Source organism: Chromobacterium aquaticum (genome assembly GCF_021129195.1).
Classification (GTDB): Bacteria; Pseudomonadota; Gammaproteobacteria; order Burkholderiales; family Chromobacteriaceae; genus Chromobacterium; species Chromobacterium aquaticum.
The window spans coordinates 1-22,603 of sequence record NZ_JAJOHW010000155.1; the positions used below are offsets into that span (position 1 = coordinate 1).

Genomic DNA, 22,603 nt, shown 5'->3' on the forward strand with positions numbered 1-22,603 from the left:
CGGCGCCGCGCAAGCTCAGCGCCGCCGACATCCAGCGCGTGGCCCCCGATGGCGGCTGGCTCAGCCACCTGAGCCAGCACGCGCAAGCGCCCCAGGCGTCCTCGCGTTCGCTGCACGGCTTGTACGCGCTGCAAAGCCACAAACTGGAAGCCGCCCACCTGGCCTTGCATGGATTCGGCCTGGGGGACAGCGCCGAGGCCAAGACCTTGCACGCGATGGCCGAGCAATTGCAGGCCGCCCGCTTCAAGCCAGACCGCGCGGTGCAGCCGCGGGAAATGGCCTCCAATTCACAGCTGAGCCGCGATGTAAGGACAGTGATCGCCACGGCGCTGACCCGGGCTGGCCTGCCGGCCAAGCTGGCGCAGCGCGAAGCCAAAGCCTCATTGCAGCAGGCCAGCACCCGCTTGTTGAACCAGCGCCCGTGGCAGACGGTGGAAAACCGCCTGCAACACAATGGGCGCGAATACAGCTGCACCCTGACTCCGGCCGGGCAAATGAAGCTGGGCGGCGCCGGCGATATCTTCCCCAACGGCTACCACGACAAGGGCGTCTGCTCGGCCTCCACCACCGAGACCAGCCACGCCGCCAATCTGTGGCTGTCCGAACTGCATAGTCCGGACGCGGACGACGCGCAGCGGACCCTGTTCAAGGGGATTCGCCACGGCATTCTGTCGCCCTATGGCGTGGAAGACGCCACGCGGCGTCAGGACGGCGCGCGCCAACGCGCGACCGAGGTCGCCACCGCCGCGCTGTTTTCGCAGCCGGACACGCTGCGACAAGCGCTGGCCGGCGACACCGTCACCCTGCGGCTGACCTCGACCGCGCTGGTCACGCCGGGCCTGGGCGGTGAAGGCGGCATGCTGCGCGATCAGATCGGCGCCTGGCGCGCGCTGAGCTCGGCGCCGCAGCCGCTGACGCTGCAAGTCAAAAACGCCGATGGCGAGCTGCAAGCCGTTCAGGTGAAGCTGGAGGTGGCCGCCTTCAATTTCGGCGTCAATGAGCTGGCGCTCAAGCTGGGCATGGGCCATGGAGAATCCGACAAGCTCAACCTCGAAGCCTTGCATCAATTGCTGGGTCCGAATCTGAAGCCGGACACCGCGCTTGGCGGCTGGGTGGGCGACTATCTGGCGCGAAATCCGGCCAATGGCGATCGGGTTGAAACCATGGCCAGGCAGCTCAAGGACATCTGGGCGCGGCAATCCCATCGCCGCGATGGCGGCGAGCCTTACAAGGCGGCGCAGCGGGTGGCGATGCTGGCCTTCGAGATCGGCGCGGTGCCGTGCTGGAACTGCAAGAGCGGCAAGGACCGCACCGGCATGCTGGACGCCGAGATCAAGCGCGAGGCGATCGCCCAGCATCAGGGGCGCGCGCCCAGCCAGCCCGAGGCCGCGCTGGATGCGGGCATGCGCGAACTATTCGGCAAGGTGCTGACCCAGGGCGGCAACCTGGAAGTGCAGGCCTACAATACCGGCGCGCCCGGCAACAAGGTGATGAAGCAACTGCCCTTCGGCTCGCTGCTCAACCTGTCCTACGCCCGGCGCGTCGGCGACGCCGCGGCCTGGCAGCAGGCGCAGGGCTTGTCCACCCTGCTCAAATCCTGAGGAGGCGCGCGATGAATACGCTCTTGCTCAGTTTGTACGACACCTTGGGGCTGGCACTGGACGACGAGGAGCCGGTGCTGTTCTTCGGCGACGACTTCGCGGTGCACTTCGAGGAAAGCGCCTCCGGGCTGGAAATGGTGTGCCCGCTGGGCGCGCTGCCCGCCGACGCCGGCACGCTGCAGCGCCTGCTGCAGCACAACTTCGCCAATCGGGTCACGCTGGCGGCGGACGCCGACGGCGAACTGCTGCTGGCGCTGCTGCGGCTGCCGGACGACAGTAGCGGCGCCGAGCTGCAAGCCGGGCTGGAGTTCCTGGTTGGCGTCGCCCGCGGCCTGCAGGCCGAACTGGGGCTGGGTGGCCGGTTGGATGCGCAAGCCGGCTGATCCGCCACACGTGAAAACGGCCGGGGAGCATGCTCCCCGGCCGTGTTTTGCTGCGCTCGCCTTTTATAAACGGAATTTGTCGAACTCGGCGTTCATCTTGCCGGCATTGAGCGACAAGCCGGTCAAGGTGCTGCTGACATTCTGCAAGGCATCGTCGTTTTCCAGCACATGGCCGTTGATCGCCTCCGAGCTTTGCGCGATCAAGGTGGTTGCCTTGTGTTGCTCGCTGGTCGAATCGGAAATCTCGTTCATCTTGGCCACCACGTCCAGCATGGACGCACGGATTTCCTCGATCTTGGCCACCGCTTCGCGCGTCAATTCCACGCCCTCGTCCACCGCGGCCACGGTCTGGTTGACATCGCTGACCGCGCGGCCGGTTTCGTCGCGAATCGCGCTGACCATATTGGAGATTTCCAGCGTGGCCTGGGCGGTGCGTTCGGCCAGCTTGCGCACTTCGTCCGCCACCACCGCGAAGCCGCGGCCTTGTTCGCCTGCGCGCGCGGCTTCAATCGCCGCGTTCAAGGCCAAGAGATTGGTCTGATCGGCGATGTCGCGGATCACATTGGTGATGCCGGAGATTTCCTGCGAACGCTTGTCCAGCGAGGACAACATGGTTTCCAGGCCGCGCACCGACTGCACCGTGCCCTCCATGCCGCTGGACAGACGCTGCATATTGCTGGCGCTGGCCTCCAGGCTGGCGCCGGTCAGGCTGGTCAGTTCATCGGCTTGGCGCGCGCTGTCGGCGATGTGGGAGATGGATACCGTGATCTGCTCCAGCGTGGCCGCGTTGGACGAGGACACATCGGAAATATGGCGCGAGCTGTCGGCGACGCCGGCCACCAGCTGGCTGGCGTCCTGCACCCCGCTGACCACGCCGGCGGCATCCTGCTTCAGGCCGCGGAACAGCTGGGCCAATTGCGCGACGAAGGTGTTGAAGGCGCGCGCGGTGGCGGCGATCTCATCCTGGCCGTCATCCTTCAGGCGCAAGGTCAGATCGCCTTCGCCATGAGAGATGTCTTCCATCGCGTTCTTCAAGCGCACTAGGCCGGCCAACATGCGGCCTATCACCCAGCTCGCCAGCGGAATCATCAGCACGAACACCAGCGCGGTCAGGCCGGCGATGGTGTACAGCAGCGTGGTCAGCGGCGCCAGCACGGTGGCGCGGTCAGCCACCAGGGCCATCACCCAGTTGGTGCCTGGGATTTCCTGCGCCGACAGCAGCATGCTCTGGCCGCCGATCTGCACTTCCGACGCCTGGTCGTGGCTGACGATGTCGGCCAGCCGCTCCGGCGTCAATTCCGGCGCCACCGAGGTGATCGGCTTCAAAGCCAGGTCGGTTTGCGGGTGGGCGATCACCGTGCCCTTCTTGTCCATGATGAAGGCGTAGCCATTGCCGCGCACTTTCAGACCCAGCACCGATTTCACCAGCGCCTCCACCATCACGTCGCCGCCCACCACGCCGGCGAAGGCGCCGTTGTGGCTGAACGGCGCGGAAATGGTCACCGTCAGCTTCTTGGTGGCTTCGTCCAGATAGGGATCGGTCACCACCGCCTGGCCGCTATCCTTGGCGCGCTTGTACCAGTCGCGGTCAGCCACCTTGTAATCGGCCGGCGCCACCCAGTCGTCGGAAAACAGCGAGCGGCCGTCGGCGTAGCCGGCGTAATTGACATTGAAGCCGCCGGCCTTGGCGCCTGTCTTGAGGAAGCGGATAGCGTCGGATTCCGCCGCCATCGTGCTCTGCGCGACGATCTGCTGTTTCTTCTCTCCCAGCCAGGTGGTCACCACCGAGCTCTGCCCCTTGAGGCTGGCTTCGAATTCCTGGTCCAGGCCCTGCAATATTTCCGTGCGCATCTGCACGAACACGATGACGACGAGCACCAGCCCGAACACCGCCATCAGCAGCGCGTTCAGGGCGATCAGCCGACTACGAAGAGATTTCATGAACAGTCCTTTTTCTCGCGTGATTGACAACCATGGCTCCGCTGTCGCGCGTTTCCGGCGACACTCCCCGATACCGTTGGCAGCCAATTGTTATTGTTGATTTATATCCAGCCAGTTTAACGGAAGTCACCCCTTATAAATATCAAATATGGGTACCGTTGTGACAGATTATGATTTTGTTTGATCAAACACAGGAAGGCGGGAAGACTGACGCGCGCGGCGGGCAAAAAAAACCCCCTGCGGTTTGACAACGGCAGGGGCCAACACGAGGAAGAAACGTCGTCCGGCACGCCGGCCGACATTTCGAGGGGCTAACACCTCAAAACCATGCGGTTTTCAGTGCAGCCGCCACTGTAGCGTAATTACTCTATTCAGTCCAGCCCATTCCGCGGCCAGGCTCAGGAACGCCAGCGATAATCGCGGAACTGCTCGCGCAGCCGCACTTTCTGCAATTTGCCGGTGGCGGTGTGCGGCAGCTCGTCGACGAAGACCACATCGTCCGGCGTCCACCACTTGGCGATCTTGCCTTCGTAAAAACCCAGCAACTCCTCCACCGTGGCGCTGGCGCCGGGCTTGAGCACCACCACCATCAGCGGCCGTTCGTCCCATTTGGGGTGCGGAATGCCGATGGCGGCCGCCTCCGCCACCGCAGGATGGCCGACCAGAATGTTTTCCAACTCGATGGAGCTGATCCACTCGCCGCCGGACTTGATCACGTCCTTGGTGCGATCGGTGATGCGCATGAAGCCGTCGGCGTCTATGGTCACCACGTCGCCGGTATTGAACCAGCCATCGGCGCTGTGGCTGGCGTCCAGTTCGCGGCGGAAGTATTGCGACAGCACCCACAAGCCGCGCACCTGCAGATTGCCGAAAGCGACGCCGTCATGCGGCAACGGCTTGCCGACATCGTCGACGATGCGCAGCTCGATGCCATAGATAGGCCGCCCCTGTTTGCTGAGCAAGGCGTTGAGTCCAGCCTGGTCCAAACCCTCGTGCTTGAGCTTGGGCGTGCCGGTGGTGCCGCAGGGCGACAGCTCGGTCATGCCCCACAACTGGCGCATTTCCACGCCGTGTTCGGCCAATTGCTCGATCATGCTTTCCGGCACCGCCGAGCCGCCGGCGATCACTCTCTTCAGCGAGCGCAGCTTCAGATGGTTTTTCTGGCAATGCTGCAACAGCATCATCCACACCGTCGGCACCCCGGCGGTGACCGTCACCTGCTCGGCCTCGATCAGTTCGTACAGATTGACGCCGTCCAGCTTGGGTCCGGGCAGCACCAGCTTGCTGCCGTTCATGGTGCAGCTATAGGGCAGGCCCCAGGCGTTGACATGGAACATCGGCACCACCGGCATCACGCAGGCGCGCGCCGAGATGTCGAAGCTGTCCGGCAAGGCGCTGCCGTAGGCGTGCAGCACGGTGGAACGATGCGAGAACAGCACGCCCTTGGGATTGCCGGTGGTGCCGGAGGTGTAGCACAGGCTGGAGGCGGCGTTTTCATCCAGCAGCGGCCATTGATATTGATCGCTGTGGCTGTTGACCAGGTCTTCGTAACACAGCAGATTGGACAGCGGCGTTTGCGCCGGCATATGCGCCTTGTCCGCCATCAACACGAAGTTTTCCACCGTGCCCAGTTGCGGGGCGATCTGCTCCACCAGCGGCAGGAAGCTCAGATCGAACATCAGCACGCGGTCTTCCGCGTGGTTGACGATCCAGGCGATCTGCTCGGCGAACAGCCGCGGATTCACCGTATGGCACACCGCGCCATAGCCGGACACCGCGAAATAGCTCTCGTAATGGCGATAGCCGTTCCACGCCAGGGTGCCGACGCAATCGCCCTGGCGCACGCCCAGCGCCGCCAGCGCATTGGCCAGCTGCCGCGCGCGCTTGGCCGCCTCACGGTAGGTGTAGCGATGGATGGGGCCTTCCACCGTGCGCGACACGATGGCGGTATCGCCATGATAGGTTTCCGCGTGGCGCAGCAGATCGGAAATCAACAGCGGCCGGTCCATCATCTGTCCGTGAAGCATGGTGTCACCCCTCTATTGGCATGGTTTTGGGGATTCACCATACGGCAGGCTAGAGTCAAGGCTCCAATCAATTTTTCTGATGGCGCGGCCAAGCCAAATTTATACCCTTATCATTATTGGGTAATTAAAAAACAAAGCCCGTCACAATCCATATTCGGCCAGTCACAACCGCAATTAAAATGCTGTAGCAATACAACAGCCGCGACTAACTCTTTACCGGTTTCTTGGCCAGCATCCGTTGCAAAGTGCGTCTGTGCATGTTCAAGGCGCGCGCGGTGGCGGAGATATTGCCGTCGTTCTCGCTGAGCACCCGTTGCAGATGCTCCCAGGTCACCCGCCGCAGCGACATCGGCTGCGGCGTCAGCGGCAGCTCCGGATTGGCCTGCTGCTGCTCGAAAGCGGCCAGGATCTCGTCCACCGTCGCCGGCTTGGCCAGGTATTGCACCGCGCCCAGCTTGGTGGCCTCCACCGCGGTGGCGATGCTGGCGTAGCCGGTCAAAATCAAAATGGCGCTGTGCGGGCAGGCGGTGTGCAGCGCCGGCAACAGGCGCAGGCCGCTATCCCCATCCAGGTTCAGGTCCAGCACGATGCGCGCCGGCGTGTCGCCGGCCAGCTCCAGCGCCTGCGCCGCGGTCTGCGCGGCGCGCACCTTGTAGCCGCGCCGGCTCAAGGAGCGCGCCAGAATGGCGGCGAAGGCCTCGTCGTCGTCCACCAATAGAAAATCCAGCATCAGGCTCCGTCCTTGTCGTCCACCAGCAGCGGCAGCCGCACTTGCGCGTGCACACCGCCTTCCGGCCGGTTCAACAGCCGCAGCGAACCGCCCAAGCGCGCCAGCGTGGCGTGGCTCAGCATCACGCCCAGCCCCATGCCCACCGGCTTGCTGGACGGCAGCGGCGTCAGGCCGGCGCGCTCCAACTGTTCCTCGGTCAGACAGCCCTGGCTATTGCTGATGTCCAGCAGCAGCACGCCCTCCTCCAGCCGCGCCGCCACCGTCAACTCGCCGCCGCCGGCTTCGGCCGCGTTATTGATCAGATTGAAAAAGGCCGGCCAGAACGCCGGGTCCAGCGCCACCAGCGGGTCCGGCCCCTGCGGCGCCCGCCAGTCCAGCCTCACGTCCGGCCGCAAGGAACGCCAGCCAGCCAGGCGCTCGGTCAGCGCGGCGAACAATGCGCTCTCGCCTGGCGCCGACTCAGAGCCCAGCTTCAAGCGCGCCAAGGCATTGCCGCAATTGGCCAACTGCGCCTTCATCAGTCTCAGATCCGCCATCAGCTCGGCGTCTGGCTGCCGCGTGGCCAGCAACTCGTCCACCAGCAAGGTCATGGTATTCAGCGGCGTGGACAGGGAATGGGCGGCGCCGGCCGCTTGCATGCCCACCGCCAGCAGTTGTTCGTCGCGCAGCTGGGTTTCGCGCGCCGCCGCCAGCGCCGCCTCGCGCAAGGCCAGCTGCTGCGCCAGCCAGGACACGAAGCCGGCGATAAGCAACGCCGACAAGGCGAAGCTCAGCCACATGCCGGTCAGGTGCATGGAGAAGATGTGCAGCGCGTTGACGTGGTCCACCGGCCAGGACAAATGCCATTCGAACAGCAGGCCGTAGGCCACGACGCTGGCCAGCGCCAACGCCCAGGCGAACAGGCCCGGCGACAGCAGCGCGGCGAACAGCACCGGCGGCAAAAACAGCGAGGCCAACGGATTGGCCGCGCCGCCGGTGAAGGCCAGCAGCTCGGTTAGCACCAGCACATCGGCGGACAAGCCCAAACGCAAGGCCAGCAAAGGGTCGCCGCCGCGACGCAGCCACCACGGTAGCGCGGCATTGAGCGCAGCCAGGGTCAGCAGCGCCTGGATCAACAACGGCCAGGGCAGATAGACGTGCTGCCACCAACAGGCCAAGGCCACGCAGGAGCCCAGCAACAACATCAGCCAGCGCAGCCAGCCTATCAGCCGCGCCGAGCGCGCGATGTCCGCGGTCAGGCCCAGGCGGGGGGAGGAAACAGGGAATCCGGCAATCATGGCCGACACTTTATCACCATGCGGCAACGCACGGCGCTGCGACACTTTGCCGCATTGGGCCGCCACATCATGCAATTTAGAATTGTCACTCTCGAATTTGTTAACGTTAGTTTCTAAAATGCCTAAAAAACACTATTTGCTGCCGATTCCGCTGGTGATAGCCGTCGGCCAAGCCTTTGCTCAGGAACTGCCGGAATTCCGCGGCGAGGAGGTTCTGGTCACCGCCACCAAGGCGGAACAGCCGCTGAAAATGTCGGTGGACCCGCGCGCGCCACGCCAGCCGCTGCCGTCCGCAGACGGCGCCGGCCTGCTCAAGGGCCTGCCCGGCTTCAATGTGATCCGCAAGGGTGGCGCCTCCGGCGATCCGCTGCTGCGCGGCCTGGGCGGCTCGCGCTTGGCCATCCTCGCCGACGGCAACTTCGTGTTCGGCGGCTGCGGCGGTCGCATGGACCCGCCCACCGCCTATCTCTATCCGGACGCTTACGACGAGGTGAACGTGGTCAAGGGCCCGCAAAGCGTCAAGCTCGGCCCCGGCCTGATCAGCGGCGGCGTCAACTTTGAGCGCAAGACCAAGCGCTTCGACGAGGCCGGCGTGCGTTTCAACGGCAGCCTGACCGGCGGCAACGCCGACCGCAACGACGCCTATGCCGACGCCGCCTTCGGCTCCAGCCTGGGCTATGTGCGCGCCATCGCCAGCCACAACCACGGCGGCGATTACAAGGACGGCAATGGCCGCAAGATCCACTCCAGCTTCGATCGCGACAGCCAGACCCTGATCGCCGGCCTGACCCCGGACCGGGACACCACGCTGGAACTGGCGCTGGACCGCAGCCGCGGCCAGGCCGCCTACGCCGACCGCGGCATGGACGGCAGCAAGTTCGACCGCGACGCCTGGAGCTTCAAGGCCGAGCGCCGCAATCTCAGCGGCTGGCTGGACGCGTTGCGCCTGCAGCTGGGCCACAGCGAAGTCGATCACGTGATGGACAACTACTCGCTGCGCCCGCGGACCGCGCCGGCCGATCGCGCGGCGATGAACCCGGACCGCGCCACCGATACCGGCCGCCTGGGCGCCGACATGGCCTTCGGCGACTGGGAAGTCAGCGCCGGCTTCGACTGGCTGCGCGACCGCCATCGCAGCCGCATGGGCAAAGGCCCCAACGCCGGCGCCTACGTGGACCAGCCGCGCATCCCCAATCAGAGCTTCGACAGCCACGGCGTCTACGCCGAGGCCAGCCACCCGCTGGGCGACGGCGGCAAACTGATCGCCGGCCTGCGCCGCGACCAGACCCAGGCGGTGTTCGAGCCCAAGGCCGCGGCCATGGGCAAGCCGGCCCAAGCACGCCAGGAAAGCCAGTACCAACTCAACGCCGGCTTCCTGCGTTACGAACACAGCGCCGGCAACTGGACCCGCTACCTTGGCTTTGGCCAGGCGGAACGCGCGCCGGACTTCTGGGAGCGCAACAAGAGCGACAGCCTGAACAGCGAGATCAACCGCCAGTTGGACGCCGGCCTGCTCTATCGCGGCGACAAGCTGCAAGGCTCGCTGTCCGCCTACGCCAGCCGCGTGCGGAACTTCATCCTGGTGGAGGGCAAGCCCGGCCTCGTCGGTGGCAGCGCCCGCAATATCGACGCGCGCCGCTACGGTTTCGAAGGCGATCTCAGCTGGCGCTTCGCGCCGGAATGGACGCTGTCCGGCAGCCTGGCCTGGGTCTGGGCCGCCAACCTCGATGAACACCGCCCGCTGGGCCAGACCCCGCCGCTGGATGCCAAGGCGGCGCTGAAATGGGACAACGGCAAGTACGCGGCCGGCCTCACCGTGCGCGGCGTGCAGCGCCAGGATCGCGTGGCGCCGGGCCAGGGCAATATCGTTGGCACCGATATCGGCGTGACGCCGGGCTTCGGCGTGGTGTCGCTGGACGGCGGCGTGCGCTTGAACAAGCACGCCAAGCTCTTGTTCGGCGTCGACAACCTGTTCAACAAGGCCTATGCCGAAAGCGTCAGCAAGGGCGGCGCGATGGTGGCCGGCTACGAGCGAGTGGACCAGGTCAACGAGCCGGGCCGCACCGTGTGGAGCCGCGTGCAGCTGCAGTTCTGAGAACTTGCTCAATGCCTGCCGCGCGTCGGCAATACGGCATTGAGCCGGCTCTGAGAACATGTTTACGATCTCGCGAGCAAGAGCGAGCCAAGGCGTTGCGGTTGAGAAAGCGGAATGTACCAGCGGTACATGAGCATTTCGAAGGTGTTTTCAACGCCGTATCGCCGCAGCGCAGCAGAGCGTAAACAGGTTCTGAGCGCGCGCCCTCTCGCCGCCAGGCCCCCAGTCTGCTAGGCTGGAGGCCTTTTGCCACCGCCCGCTCCCGCCGGATGAAAACGCCCTATCTGAAAATACTCGCCTGCGGCCTGACCCTGTTCATCCTGCTCGGTCCGCTGGTGGCGCTGCTGGCCAGCGGCGTGATGCCGATGATGGCTTATTTGATGGGCGCGATCCCAGCGCTGGGTTTCGGCCTGCTGCTCTGCCTGCTGCGCATGCTGCTGGCCCGACCCATCGCCGGCTGGCAGCACAGCTGGCCGCGCTGGCTGCTGGCCCTGGTCGCCTTCCTGCCCGGCGCCTTCAGCGGCAGCGTGATCACCTTTGTCTACGCCCGGCTGGCCGAACCGCTACTCTACAACGACATCATGAACCTCTACCTCGGCGCCATGGCCGGCGGCGTCTGCAACGCGCTGTTCTGGCTGATGCGCTTTGGCTCGCCGAAACACCCCAGCTGAACAAAAAGAAAGCCCGCCGAAACCGGCGGGCTGCAACCAATTGTTTAGAGAGCTGGCTGCGTCAGGGCCAGCACCACCAGCATAGCCGGAATCCCCCGCCGCTCCCATGCGGCGAATTGCCGCAGTCCCAGCGTCTGTTCAAAGTCTCGCGAGCAAGAGCGAGACAAGGCGAAAACCGCTGAGAAAGCGGAATGCGCTCGTGGTACATGAGCATTTCGAGGGCGTACTCCCCGTGCCACGCCTCACGAAGCGCAGCGGACTTGGAACAGTTTCTCAGCGCCGTCTCAATCCGGCCTCCAGCCCGCCGCCATCGCGGTTGGCCAGGCTGAGCCGCAAACCATGCAGCTCCGCCACCCGCTCGACAATGGACAGGCCCAGGCCGCTGCCGGCCACATCCTGGCCCGGCGGCCGGAAGAAGCGCTCGCGTATCCGCTCCAGCCACTCCGGCGCCACGCCCGGACCGCGGTCCTGCACCGTCACGCTGTCCTCGTCCAACACCAGCCGCGCCGTGCCGCCTGTCGCGCCGTAGCGAACCGCGTTTTCCAATAGATTGCGCAACATCAGCGTCACCAGGGTTTCATCGCCGCTCAAGGGCAAGACCCGCTCCGGCGCACATCGCCACTCCGTCTCCAGGCTCACCTTCTTGCCCGCCGCCTCCGCCGCCAGTTCCGCCAGCAGACGCTCCGCCAGCGCCGCCCAGGCGATGGGCTCGCCTTGCCGCGGCTGGCTCAAGGGATCCAGGCGCGACAATGCCAGCAACTGCTCCACCAAGCGCGTGGCGCGATCTATGCCCAGCATCAACTGTCGCAGCGCATGCCGGCGCTTGGCTTCATCCGGCAGCAGCTCCAGCACCTCGGCCTGCACCCTCAGCGCCGCCAGCGGCGTGCGTAGCTCGTGGGCGGCGTCGGCGGTGAAGCGCCGCTCGTGCTCCAGCGTGGCGGCGATACGGGCGAACAGCGCATTGAGCGCGTCCACCAGCGGCAGCACCTCCTGCGGCACCTCGCGCGGCACCGGCTCGCTATCGTCCGGCGCGCGCCGGGCAATGCCGGCGGCCAGGCGCTTCAGCGGTCCCAACTCGCGACGCACCGCCATCAGGATCAGCAACAGCATCACCGGCAAGCCGATCAGCCATGGCAGCAGCTGGGCGGACACCACTTTCAGTACCATATCGTGGCGCAGGCCCTGCTTCTGCCCTACCGCCACCAGCCGCGAACCATCCGGCGCGGCCAGATAAATCAGCCGCCAGTTGTGATCGCTGTCCTTGCCGCGATAATCGTGGAAGCCGCGCCGTTCCGGTTCATAATCGAAACGGCGGCCACGGCCGTCGCTGAGTAGCAGATTGCCGTGGCGGTCCCACACCGCCAGGCCGAAATCGTCATTGTCCATCTGCCCCTTGTCCGCGTGCTTGAGCAGGTGCTTGAGCTTGGGCAGATCGACCAGGGAGTTCTCGCTGACCTCCACTAACAGCAGTTGGCGGGCGAACTGCCCCATCTGGGTATCGAACAGTTCGTCCACCTCCTCGTGCGCCAGCCAGGCGGCGGTGGCCGACGCCACCAGCCAGATAAGCGGCACGATCAGCAACAACAGCAGCAGCAAGCGCGCCTGCAGGCTGCGCGGCCTTCTCATGCTGGCTCTCCCAAGGTGTAACCCACGCCGCGCAGGGTGCGGATGAAGGCGCTGCCCAGTTTCTTGCGCAAATGGTGCACATGCACTTCCACCGCATTGCTCTCCAACTCCTGGCCCCAGCCGTAAAGCTTGTCCTCGATCAGCTCACGCGGCAGCACCCGCCCCTTGTGGCTGAGCAGCAGCTCGAGCAGCGCCAGTTCGCGCGCGGTCAACTCCAGCGGCGCGCCGTCCAGCGTCGCCACGCGCGCCACCGGATCCAGGCAAAGACGGCCATGCCGCAATTCCGGATGGCTCTGGCCATGGCGGCGCCTATGCAGCGCGCGCAGCCGCGCAGCCACCTCGGCCAGCGCGAAAGGCTTGACCAGGTAGTCGTCAGCGCCGGCGTCCAAGCCGCCGACGCGGTCAGCCAGCGCGTCGCGCGCGGTCAACACCAGCACCGGCACATCCTGGCCGCCGCGCCGCCACGCCGACAGGATGTCCATGCCGTCCATGCCCGGCAGCCCCAGGTCCAGCACCACCCCGTCGTAGGGCGCGGCGCTCAGCGCCGCCAGCCCCTGCTTGCCGTCGCGAAACCAGTCCGCGACAAAGCCCAGCTGCTCCAGGCCCATTTTCAGCCCGTCGCCGATCTGGGCATCGTCCTCCACCACCAAAACCCGCATTTTCTGCCTCTCCGTCGCCGGGCGTTCATTCTCTTGCCGAAGCCTAGCGCGCTCTCGCCGCCGGAACAACCGCGCCCTCCTTGGACCCGATTGCAACACGCGCCTCTTAAGACAATCTTAAACCCTGGACACGGAAGAAATTTCATCGCGCCGTCACCGAAATCTCACGCGGCTGTCACTTGCCGCAGGCAGCATCGCCTGCAGTTCTCAGGACGACGGAGCCGCCATGCAGCCAGACCCCGCCCCCGACAGCGCCAGACAACTGCGCGCCATCTGGATTTCCGACGTCCACCTCGGCACCTCCGGCTGCCGCGCCGACCATCTGCTGGACTTCCTGCGCTGCCACGAATCCGAATACCTGTACCTGGTCGGCGACATCGTCGACGGCTGGCAGTTGAAGAAATCCTGGTATTGGAAGCAAAGCCACAACGATGTGGTGCAGAAAGTGCTGCGCAAGGCGCGCAAGGGCACCAAGGTGATCTACGTTCCCGGCAATCACGACGAGGCGGCGCGCCAATACGCCGGCCTGGACTTCGGCGGCATCGCCATCCGCCAAGAAGCGGAACACCACACCGCCGACGGCAAGCGCCTGCTGATCCTGCACGGCGACGAATTCGACGGCGTGATCCAGTACGCCAAATGGCTGGCCTATGTCGGCGACAGCCTCTACACCCTGATCCTGGAGCTGAACCGCGGCTTCAATTGGGCGCGGCTGAAGCTGGGCCTGCCTTATTGGTCGCTGTCGCAATACCTGAAGCACAAGGTCAAAAACGCGGTCAACTTCATCAGCAACTTCGAAACCATTCTCGCCGGCGAAGCGCGCCGGCGCGGCTTCGACGGCGTGGTCTGCGGCCATATCCACAAGGCCGAGGTCCGCGACATCGACGGCATTCTCTACGGCAACAGCGGCGACTGGGTGGAAAGCCTGTCCGCGCTGGTGGAGCATCCGGATGGACGGCTGGAAGTGCTGTACTGGACCCAAATGGGACAGCCGGCCGCCGCCTTGCAAGCCCAAACGGCGCAAGCCGACCACAAGGAGACGACATGCGCATCCTGATTGTCACCGACGCCTGGCTGCCCCAGGTCAACGGCGTGGTCCGCTCGCTGACCGAAACCGCGCGCGAGCTGAGCGGCTTCGGACACCAGGTGGAAATGATCACGCCGCAGGCCTTCCGCACCCTGCCTTGCCCCACCTACCCCGACATCCGTCTGTCGCTGTTTCCCTACCGCAAAGTGGCCGACCGCATCGCCGCCTTCGCGCCGGACGCCATCCACATCGCGACAGAGGGCCCATTGGGTCTGGCCGCGCGCCGCTATTGCCTGCGTCACGACCTGGCCTTTTCCACCGCCTATCACACTCGCTTTCCGGAATACGTGCACGCCCGCTGCCGGCTGCCGCTGGCGCTCAGCTACGCCTGGATGCGCCGCTTCCACAACGCCGCCCATTGCGTGATGGTGCCCACCCAGTCCATCGCCGACGATTTGAGCGCCCGCGGCTTCCAGAACGTCAAGCTGTGGAGCCGCGGCGTGGACACCGCGCTGTTCAGCCCCGGCCCTCGCGAACGGCTGGACGGCACCGCACCGCCACGCTTCGTCTACATAGGCCGGGTGGCGGTGGAAAAGAACATCGAAGCCTTTCTCAAGCTGGAGCTGCCGGGCAGCAAATGGGTGGTGGGCGACGGCCCGCAGCTGACGCGGCTGAAACAGCAGTATCAAGACGTCCACTTCGCCGGCATCTTCCCGCAACAGGAGCTGGCGCGCTTCTACCGCGCCGCCGACGTTTTCGTGTTTCCCAGCCTGACCGACACCTTCGGCCTGGTGCTGCTGGAGGCGATGGCCTGCGGCACGCCGGTGGCGGCCTATCCGGTGGCCGGGCCGCTGGACGTGGTCGGCGACAGCGGAGCCGGCGTGCTGGACGCCGACCTGCGCACCGCCTGCCTGAAGGCGCTGGAACTGGACCGCGGCCATGTTCGCGCCATCGCCGAGCGCTATTCCTGGCAGGCCGCCAGCCGCCAGTTCGAGCAGCACTTGCGTCCTGCCCGGCTCGCGCTGGGCGCGCCGCTGCCGGACCCAAAGGCCGGCTGAGGCCGGCTTGCATTGGCCGTGGCCGAGTCGTATAGTGAAATGGTCAACACGACAGGGAGGGTTCCGAATGCTTTCATGGCAGAATGCCGGCGGCCATCCAGTGATCCACGCGTTGAGCATCGGCCAATAAACACGGCCAGCCAAATCGGCTCAGTCCGCAACGCCAAGCCAGCCTCCAAGACGGAGCAGCAGCAGTCCCGGCCCGGCCGGTCCGCCAAATTCAGAGTTAGCAAACTTGAAATTACCGTTTGTCGATTTGCCAATAAGAAAGAAGCGGTTGGTCTTTCTGTGATGTCCATCAAGGACACAAGCGCGGTGGTCAGTCATGATGACGGCTCCGCCACGATACGGCATCGTCGTTGCGCTGTCTTTGACAGCCCGTTCTTTGGTAACGGTCTTGCGGCTAGGTTGTGGTAGTTAAGGCCGGCAAGGGTAAAGCGCACAGTATTTCTCTATGATGTTGTCTGAGAGGGCGTCCCGCCATGGTGACGCCCTCTTTCGTTACATCGCCGGCAAATAACGCACAGCGATAAACACATCAGAAAACAATCGTTCGGCGGCGGCGACAATGTCGGTTAACATGCTGTTCCAATTGAATTTAACGTCGACCTCACCGCGCTTGCCCAGCAAGAACAAGCGGCGATGCGACAAACCGGTTAAAATCGGCCCCATACTTTTCGAGCTTCTACTTCATAAATTAGCGAGCAGCAAACCTTATGTCCTCTCCCAACCTGACCTCCGAAAAGGTCCTGTCCGTCCATCACTGGAACGACACCCTGTTCAGCTTCACCTGCACCCGCGACGCCGGCCTGCGCTTCATCAACGGCCAGTTCGTGATGATAGGCCTGGAAGTCAACGGCAAGCCGCTGATGCGCGCCTACTCCATCGTCAGTTCCAACTACGAAGAACACATGGAGTTCTACAGCATCAAGGTACAGGATGGTCCGCTGACCTCCCGCCTGCAGCACCTGAAGGTGGGCGACACCGTGATGATCAGCAAGAAGCCCACCGGCACGCTGGTGCAGGACAATCTGCTGCCCGGCAAAAACCTCTATCTGCTGTCCACCGGCACCGGCCTGGCCCCGTTCATGTCCATCATCAAAGACCCGGACGTGTATGAGCGCTACGACAAAGTGATCCTGACCCACGGCGTGCGCTGGGTCAGCGAACTGGGCTACCACGACTACATCACCAAGGAACTGCCGGAAAACGAATTCTTCGGTGAAATGGTGCGTGAAAAGCTGATCTATTATCCGACGGTCACCCGCGAGCCGTTCCGCAATCAGGGCCGGCTGACCGACCTGATCACCAACGGCAAGCTGTGCGCCGATATCGGCCTGCCGCAGCTGAACCCGGAACACGACCGCGCGCTGATCTGCGGCAGCCCGTCCATGCTGCACGATCTGTGCGAGATCCTGAACGGCATGGGCTTCAAGGAATCGCCGCGCATGGGCGAGCCGGCCGACTACGCGATCGAACGCGCCTTCGTCGAAAAATAGGCCCGAGCCTGGCTCGCAGCAAAAACGCCATCCTTCACGGATGGCGTTTTTCATGTCCCGGCGACGCGCGTTATCCCGCGCCCACCGGACAGGGAAAGCGTGCTTACTTCAGCACGCTTTCCAGTGCCTTCAGGCACAAGGCCACGTTCTCGCGACGCGCGCCGTAGCCCATCAGACCGATGCGCCAGGCCTTGCCGGCCAGATCGCCCAGGCCGCCGCCTATTTCCAGATTGTATTCCTGCAATAAACGATTGCGCGTGGCCGCGTCGTCTATGCCCTCGGGAATATACACCGCGTTCAGCTGCGGCAAACGCGCGGCGGCGTCGACCACGAACTTCAGGCCCAGCTTCTCCAAGCCGTCGCGCAAGAGCAGATGCATGTCGCGGTGGCGCTGCCAGGCGGCTTCCAGCCCCTCGCCGGCCAACTGGCGCAGCGATTCGTGCAGTGCGTACAAGGCGTTCACCGGCGCGGTGTGGTGATAGCTGCGCTTGCCGCCGCCCCAATAGGCCATGACCAGGGTCTGATCCAGAAACCAGCTGGGCACCGCGCTTTGCCGTGCCTGCAATTTTTCCACCGCCGCCGGCGAAAACGACAGCGGCGACAGACCGGGCACGCAGGACAAGCATTTCTGGCTGCCGGAATACACCGCGTCCACGCCCCATTCGTCCACCCGCAGCTCCACCCCGCCCAGCGAGGTCACCGCGTCGACGATGCTGAGGCAGCCGTGGCGTTTGGCCAGCGCGCACAGCGTCTTGGCGTCGGACAGCGCGCCGGTGGAAGTCTCGGCATGAACGAAGGCCAGGAAGCGTGCGTCCGGATTGGCTTTCAAGGCGCTCTCCACCGCGTCCGGGTCCACCGGCTGCCCCCAGGGGCTGTCCACCAGCACCGGCACCGCGCCCAGGCGCACCACGTTCTGACGCATGCGCTCGCCGAACACGCCGTTGCGGCAAACGATGACCTTCCCGCCCGGCTCCACCAAATTGACGAAGCAGGCTTCCATGCCGGCCGAACCCGGAGCCGACAGCGCCACCGTCATAGTGTTTGAGGTCTGGAACGCGTATTGCAGCAGGCTTTTCACCTCGTCCATCATGCCGACGAACAAGGGGTCCAGATGGCCGACGGTGGGGCGAGCCTGGGCGGCCAGCACTTCCGGGTAGACATCGGACGGGCCCGGCCCCATCAGGATGCGGCGCGGCGGATGGAAGGCGGAAACTTGCGGGGCGACTAGCATGGCGGCTCCTTAAGCGCGAAATGAACGGATCAAGCGATGACGATGCCGGGGCATGCGGTCGGCATCGAGCGTCTGAGTGTAACAGCATCCCGCCACCGCGCACGCCTGTCCGCCCGGCGGCCGGCCAAAAGAAAAGGAGGCCGAAGCCTCCTTTGAATCCTGGCCTCCCTGAGGGGCCTGTTTTTTTTAGCGAGCCAGACGCGAGGTCCGGTTTATTTGGCAGCCGATGCAGCGGCCTTCTTGGCCTTGCCGGCGTGCTTCTTGTGCGAAGCGGCTTTCTTTTCCACTTTCTTGGCCGGAGCGGAAGCTTCGGACTTGGCGGCCTGGGCTTTCTGGGCGGCGGCGGAAGCGGCCTTCTTCGCATGCTTGGCGTGCGGCTTCTTGGCGGCGTGCTTGGCCTTGGCCGGAGCTGACGCTTCAGCCTTGGCGGCCTGGGCTTTTTGCGCCGGAGCGGAAGCGGCTACCTTTTCGCCTTTCTTGGCGTGGTGAATCTTGGCCGGGTGCTTTTCAGCTTTCTTGGCGGCCGGCGCCATTTTGGCGACCGGGGCGGAAGCAACCGGCTTGGCGGTTTCGGCGGCGAAACCAGCGGCGGAGCTCAGGCCGAAAGCGGCGGTCAGGGCAAGCAGAGTCAGTTTGTTCATGATGCATCTCTCCAGTTTCAGTCTTGGGAGCCTCGAGCTCCCGTTCACCGATCACATCGCGCCGGGTTTGGCGCTTCCTTGAGACGTATCCTAGTCCTGCCCCCTGCCCGGGTCTGTTAGTCGCTTGTAAGCCCGTGTAACGTCAAGTACGGCATGTTCTCAACGCTTCCTCTTCGCGGTCGTCACCTGATACACCCCGCCGAACAAGGTGCGCTTGTGCCAGTCGAAATCGTCGGCCGCTTGCGCGTAATCGCGGATCTCGTGCGTCCACAGCGCCTCGGCGAACGGTTCCAGCACGCGGTTCACCCATTTGAGCAGCCAGCCTATCGGCTGCCATGGCTTGGGCCGGTGGTAATCGACGAACACCGCGCGACCGCCGGCCGGCACTTGCGCCAGCATATTGTCAATGATGGCGCGCTTCAGATGATCCGGCACCTCGTGCAGCAGGAAGAAGCTGCAGATCAAATTGAAGTCGTCCGCTTCCAGCCGGTAATCGCCGGCATTGGCGCGCACCACCGCGGCCTGCGGCCGGTCGCGCAGCTTGCGCTCGGCGTGCTCGATCTGCACCGGGGTAATGTCGGTAAGCACGAAACGCCCATCCTCGCCCACCCGATCCGCCGCGCGCTGCACCAGGTCGCCATAGACATGGGCTACCTGCCACACTTTGTCGCCGGGACGGATCTGCTCCAGATAGGCGCGCATCAGCCTTTGATCGTTGAAGAACAACAAGACGCGCACCACCAGATTGCGATCCAGCCAGCCGGCCTTGCGCGGGTTGACGTAAGCCCAGTCGTATACCTGGGTCATGTATTCCGGCACGCCCTCGTAATACGGGTCGACCGGCAGTTTGGGGTGGTTTTGAGTCATCGCACAGCCATCTGCAAACAGGAGAGTTTCCAGACTAGCAAAACCGGCCGGCGGATTTTTTGAGGCAAGCCAAGAAGCTGGCGGATAGGCCGGCGGCAGCCCGCCTTTCGTCCTGGCCATTTCTGGGGCCAGGCTAGCCAGTCCGCCCAGCGGCCGGCTCACGCTCTTGCGGGCCCGCAGGAACAAGTTCTAACGCGCCACATACACCAGGGCGAACAACAGCAGCCACACCAGGTCCACCATATGCCAGTAGGCGGCGGCGGTTTCCACCTCGTCCATCGCCCCCGGCTGGTAACGGCCGTCGCGGGCCAGCCACCACACCGCCGCCACGATCACCATCCCCAGCACCACGTGCAGGAAATGAAACACCGTCAACGACAGGTAGAACATCCAGAACTCATTGCTGGACAAGGTGATGCCCTGCACCGCCTTGCCTACCAGCTCATAGCCTTTCAACGCGAGAAAGCCGCCGCCAGCCAGCAGGGTCAGCGCCAGCCAGCGCCGTCCGGCGCGCTGCCTGCCGGCGGAAAAAGCGCTGAGCGCGGCCAGTATGGCCGCGCTGCCGGCCAGCAGCAACAGAGTGTTGAGCGTGGGCAGGCCCAGCTCCAGCCCGCCCTGCCCGGCGGCGAACAACGCCGGCTGTTGCCGGCGCGCCCAGGCATAGGCCAGGAAGAACACGCCGAACACCGCCAGCTCAGCCAGAATGAAACACCACATCGCCAGATCGCCCGGCACGCGGCGCTGCTGCGGCGCGCTTAGTTCCATATGGACAGCCCTCTCCCTGCCGCAGCTCCAGCCACCGTCAATCCTCGCGCTTGCCAGTGACGAAGAAGCTGATCACATACAACACCAGCCCGCAGAAGAAGCTGATACCGAACACCCAACGTCCCCAATAGATGGGCATGATCCGTTCCTGCGTTTCCATGAAGGACAGCGGCGTGGCGGACATGCGCTGCAACCATACCTGGACCGCGCCGGCGGCGGTCAGGCACAAGGTGATAGCCACGATGGACAGGGTCATCACCCAGAACGCGGTTTTTTCCACCTTCTGCGCCTGCGCGCAATTGGCCTCGCGCCCGCGCAGCAGCGGCATGGTGTAGGAGATCATGGTCAGCACCACCATCACGTAAGCACCGTAGAAGGCCATGTGGCCGTGGGAGGCGGTCACCTGGGTGCCATGGGTGTAGTAGTTGACCACCGACAGCGTGCCGATGAAGCCCCACACCCCGGCACCGAGGAAGGACATCACCCCGGTACCCAGCGCCCACAGCGTGGCGGCCTGGTTGGGGTGTTCGCGGCGGCGGCGTTTGACCATATTGAAGGCGAACAGGGTCATCATGAAGAAGGGCACCGGTTCCAGCGCGGAGAAGATGGAGCCCCACAGCTGCCAGTAGGCCGGCACGCCTATCCAGAAATAATGGTGGCCGGTGCCGATGATGCCGGTGATCAAGGTCATGGCGATGATCAGGTACAGCCATTTTTCGATCACCTCGCGGTCCACCCCGGTCACTTTCACCAGCACGAAGGCCAGCATCGCGCCCATGATCAGCTCCCACACGCCTTCCACCCATAGGTGCACCACCCACCACCAGTAGTACTTGTCCAGCACCAGGTTGTTGGGATTGACGAAGGAGAACAGGAAGAACACCGCCAGGCCCCACAGGCCCAGCATCATCACGATGCTGATGCTGGTCTTGCGGCCAGCCAGCAGGGTCATGGACAGATTGTAGAGGAAGGACAGCGCCACCAGCACGATGCCCACCTTGGTGATCAGCGGCTGCTCCAGATAGCCACGGCCCATGGTGGGCAGCAGGTCGTTGCCGGTGAGCCGGGCCAGTTCATGGTAGGGCAGGCCCAGGTAGCCGAGTATGGTCAGCGCGCCGGCCACCAGGAATACCCAAAAGGTGATGATCGCCAGCCGCGGGCTGTGCAGTTCGCGCTCGCTCTCCTCCGGGATCAGGTAATAGCCGGCGCCCATGAAGCCGAACAGCAGCCAGACGATCAGCAGGTTGGTGTGCACCATGCGGGCGGTGCCGAAGGGCACGGCGGGAAACAGGAAATCGCCGATCACGTATTGCAGGCCTATGATCAGGCCAAACACGATCTGGCCGATGAACAGGCCGATGGCGGCGATGAAATAGGGTTTGGCCACGGCCTGCGAGCGGTAGCGCACCTGCGCGACGGCTGCGGTCGCGCCGCGCGGCGGCGTGGCCACGGTAGCGTTGCTCATTGTGTTCTCCAAAGATAAAGGGATGGGACGGGATCAGCCCTCGATATTGGGCGGCCAGTTATTGGTGTTGATCTGCGACGCGTACTTCAGGAAGGCAACCAGGTCGTCCAGCTCGGCCGGGTTCAGATGGAACTGCGGCATCTGGCGGCGGCCCGGCGCATTGGTCGGCATCGCCTGCATCCAGCCCTTGATGAATTCCGGGCCGCGGCGCACATAGACGTTGCCCAGCTCGGGCCCAAAGTAAGCGCCCTCGCCCAGCAAGGTGTGGCAGCCGCCGCAGCTGCGCGTCTCCCAGATCTTCTTGCCGCGCACCGCCTGCTCGGTGAGCTGGGCCTTGGCGTTATGGCTGGGCAGGGCCAGGGTGGTATCCAGGGTCAGCCCCAGGAACAACAGAAAAAAGAAAACCGAGCCGCCGTAAAAAATATTGCGGGCGGTCGATTTGGTGAAGCTCGCGCTCATCATGTCCTCCTCGAATGCTTGCACCGCCGGCGCGGTACTCGGGCCGAACTGTACGGATCCGGGCATCCCGTGAGCATTGATTCGAATCAACGATTTCCGGCCGTCCGGTTTTCTACACTGGCGTCATTCGTCCTCGCCATGCCCTGGAGACCGCCATGATCCGCCCTGTTGCTCCCCTTCCCCGCGCCGGACAGGAAACCGCCGCCCCTCCGTTTCCACCCGGCAGCGTCGTGCTCTTGGGTGCCGGCCCCGGCTGCGCCGATCTGCTCACCGTGCGCGCCGCGCAGCGCCTGGCCCAGGCCGACGCGGTGCTGTACGACCACCTGATAGATCCCGAGATCCTGAGATTGGCACCACCCTCCGCCCGCCGCGTCTGTGTCGGCAAGCGCGCCAGCCGCCACACCTTGCCGCAGGCCGAAATCAATCAGCTGATGATCGCGCTGGCGCGCCAGGGTCTGCGCGTGGCGCGGCTGAAGGGCGGCGATCCCTTCATGTTCGGCCGCGGCGGCGAGGAGATGCACGCGCTGCTGGCGGCTGGCATCCGCTGCGAGGCGGTGCCGGGCGTCAGCGCCGCGCTGGGC

Annotated in this window: 22 protein-coding genes; 8 read left to right on the forward strand and 14 right to left on the reverse strand. The window is 64.6% G+C overall.

All coding sequences use genetic code 11. The annotated features are described in order from the left end of the window. Together LQT98_RS20865 and LQT98_RS20870 are read left to right on the forward strand one after the other, a co-directional pair. Nucleotides 1-1,601 (forward strand): type III secretion system effector inositol phosphate phosphatase (locus tag LQT98_RS20865; protein WP_231464902.1); only part of this gene is annotated, 1,601 nt, incomplete at its 5' end. Nucleotides 1,602-1,612: 11 nt separating this feature from the next. After that, entirely contained in the window at nt 1,613-1,984 is a 372-nt protein-coding gene (locus LQT98_RS20870) for a CesT family type III secretion system chaperone (protein WP_231464904.1), read from the forward strand. Between the two features lie 63 nt (nt 1,985-2,047). Here the strand turns inward: LQT98_RS20870 and LQT98_RS20875 are convergent, their stop codons facing one another. The 4 genes from LQT98_RS20875 to LQT98_RS20890 form a co-directional block, all read right to left on the reverse strand. Further along, complete coding sequence (locus LQT98_RS20875) at nt 2,048-3,925, reverse strand: methyl-accepting chemotaxis protein (RefSeq protein ID WP_082151001.1); 1,878 nt, start codon at nt 3,923-3,925, stop codon at nt 2,048-2,050. Between the two features lie 398 nt (nt 3,926-4,323). After that, on the reverse strand, nt 4,324-5,952 hold the full coding sequence (locus tag LQT98_RS20880; protein ID WP_231464906.1) for a 3-(methylthio)propionyl-CoA ligase: 1,629 nt from the start codon (nt 5,950-5,952) through the stop codon (nt 4,324-4,326). A gap of 205 nt (nt 5,953-6,157) precedes the next feature. Next, a complete protein-coding gene (locus tag LQT98_RS20885) occupies nt 6,158-6,682 on the reverse strand; it encodes a response regulator transcription factor (RefSeq protein WP_231464908.1) in 525 nt (174 codons plus the stop codon). After that, nucleotides 6,682-7,959, reverse strand: coding sequence for an ATP-binding protein (locus tag LQT98_RS20890; protein WP_231464910.1), 1,278 nt, complete (start codon nt 7,957-7,959; stop codon nt 6,682-6,684). The genes LQT98_RS20885 and LQT98_RS20890 overlap by 1 nt, the downstream gene beginning before the upstream one ends. Nucleotides 7,960-8,077: 118 nt before the next feature. Here LQT98_RS20890 and LQT98_RS20895 point away from each other — a divergent pair, with 118 nt between their 5' ends. Next, nucleotides 8,078-10,054, forward strand: coding sequence for a TonB-dependent copper receptor (locus LQT98_RS20895; RefSeq protein ID WP_231464912.1), 1,977 nt, complete (start codon nt 8,078-8,080; stop codon nt 10,052-10,054). A gap of 269 nt (nt 10,055-10,323) precedes the next feature. After that, nucleotides 10,324-10,725: a hypothetical protein gene (locus LQT98_RS20900; protein ID WP_231464914.1), complete on the forward strand. Its 402-nt coding sequence runs from the start codon at nt 10,324-10,326 to the stop codon at nt 10,723-10,725. Nucleotides 10,726-10,998: 273 nt separating this feature from the next. On the opposite strand, the gene qseC is transcribed toward LQT98_RS20900, so the two are convergent. Further along, entirely contained in the window at nt 10,999-12,351 is a 1,353-nt protein-coding gene (gene qseC / locus LQT98_RS20905; protein ID WP_231464916.1) for a quorum sensing histidine kinase QseC, read from the reverse strand. Beyond that, entirely contained in the window at nt 12,348-13,010 is a 663-nt protein-coding gene (locus tag LQT98_RS20910; protein WP_231464918.1) for a response regulator, read from the reverse strand. Before LQT98_RS20910 ends, qseC begins: the two co-directional genes overlap by 4 nt. 226 nt (nt 13,011-13,236) lie before the next feature. On the opposite strand from LQT98_RS20910, the gene LQT98_RS20915 reads away from it, so the two are divergent. After that, entirely contained in the window at nt 13,237-14,067 is an 831-nt protein-coding gene (locus LQT98_RS20915) for a UDP-2,3-diacylglucosamine diphosphatase (protein ID WP_231464920.1), read from the forward strand. Next, complete coding sequence (locus LQT98_RS20920; RefSeq protein ID WP_231464922.1) at nt 14,055-15,095, forward strand: glycosyltransferase family 4 protein; 1,041 nt, start codon at nt 14,055-14,057, stop codon at nt 15,093-15,095. Before LQT98_RS20915 ends, LQT98_RS20920 begins: the two co-directional genes overlap by 13 nt. Before the next feature lie 150 nt (nt 15,096-15,245). Here LQT98_RS20920 and LQT98_RS20925 read toward each other — a convergent pair whose 3' ends face one another. Then, nucleotides 15,246-15,422: a hypothetical protein gene (locus LQT98_RS20925; protein WP_156183820.1), complete on the reverse strand. Its 177-nt coding sequence runs from the start codon at nt 15,420-15,422 to the stop codon at nt 15,246-15,248. Between the two features lie 174 nt (nt 15,423-15,596). After that, nucleotides 15,597-15,767, reverse strand: a complete 171-nt coding sequence (locus tag LQT98_RS20930) for a hypothetical protein (protein WP_156183819.1) — start codon at nt 15,765-15,767, stop codon at nt 15,597-15,599. Between the two features lie 44 nt (nt 15,768-15,811). Between LQT98_RS20930 and LQT98_RS20935 the strand changes: the two genes are divergently transcribed. Then, nucleotides 15,812-16,594 (forward strand): ferredoxin--NADP reductase, encoded by a 783-nt coding sequence (locus tag LQT98_RS20935; RefSeq protein WP_048409443.1) that lies wholly within the window; start codon nt 15,812-15,814, stop codon nt 16,592-16,594. 103 nt (nt 16,595-16,697) lie between these two features. Here the strand turns inward: LQT98_RS20935 and LQT98_RS20940 are convergent, their stop codons facing one another. The 6 genes from LQT98_RS20940 to LQT98_RS20965 all read right to left on the reverse strand — a co-directional run bounded on the left by LQT98_RS20940 (nt 16,698) and on the right by LQT98_RS20965 (nt 22,088). Beyond that, nucleotides 16,698-17,825 carry a pyridoxal-phosphate-dependent aminotransferase family protein gene (locus LQT98_RS20940; RefSeq protein ID WP_231464924.1) on the reverse strand — a complete coding sequence of 376 codons (1,128 nt, stop codon included), beginning with the start codon at nt 17,823-17,825 and terminating at the stop codon, nt 16,698-16,700. Nucleotides 17,826-18,037: 212 nt separating this feature from the next. After that, complete coding sequence (locus tag LQT98_RS20945; protein ID WP_231464925.1) at nt 18,038-18,466, reverse strand: hypothetical protein; 429 nt, start codon at nt 18,464-18,466, stop codon at nt 18,038-18,040. A 159-nt stretch (nt 18,467-18,625) separates the two neighbouring features. Continuing rightward, nucleotides 18,626-19,333, reverse strand: coding sequence for a rhodoquinone biosynthesis methyltransferase RquA (gene rquA, locus LQT98_RS20950; protein ID WP_231464927.1), 708 nt, complete (start codon nt 19,331-19,333; stop codon nt 18,626-18,628). Nucleotides 19,334-19,522: 189 nt separating this feature from the next. Continuing rightward, nucleotides 19,523-20,098 (reverse strand): cytochrome c oxidase subunit 3, encoded by a 576-nt coding sequence (locus LQT98_RS20955; protein WP_231464929.1) that lies wholly within the window; start codon nt 20,096-20,098, stop codon nt 19,523-19,525. A 37-nt stretch (nt 20,099-20,135) separates the two neighbouring features. Beyond that, nucleotides 20,136-21,563: a cbb3-type cytochrome c oxidase subunit I gene (locus LQT98_RS20960; protein ID WP_048409438.1), complete on the reverse strand. Its 1,428-nt coding sequence runs from the start codon at nt 21,561-21,563 to the stop codon at nt 20,136-20,138. A gap of 33 nt (nt 21,564-21,596) precedes the next feature. Further along, nucleotides 21,597-22,088 (reverse strand): c-type cytochrome, encoded by a 492-nt coding sequence (locus LQT98_RS20965; RefSeq protein WP_269326108.1) that lies wholly within the window; start codon nt 22,086-22,088, stop codon nt 21,597-21,599. Between the two features lie 89 nt (nt 22,089-22,177). Between LQT98_RS20965 and LQT98_RS20970 the strand changes: the two genes are divergently transcribed. Further along, a partial coding sequence (locus tag LQT98_RS20970) for a uroporphyrinogen-III C-methyltransferase (RefSeq protein WP_231464931.1) occupies nt 22,178-22,603 on the forward strand: 426 nt, incomplete at its 3' end.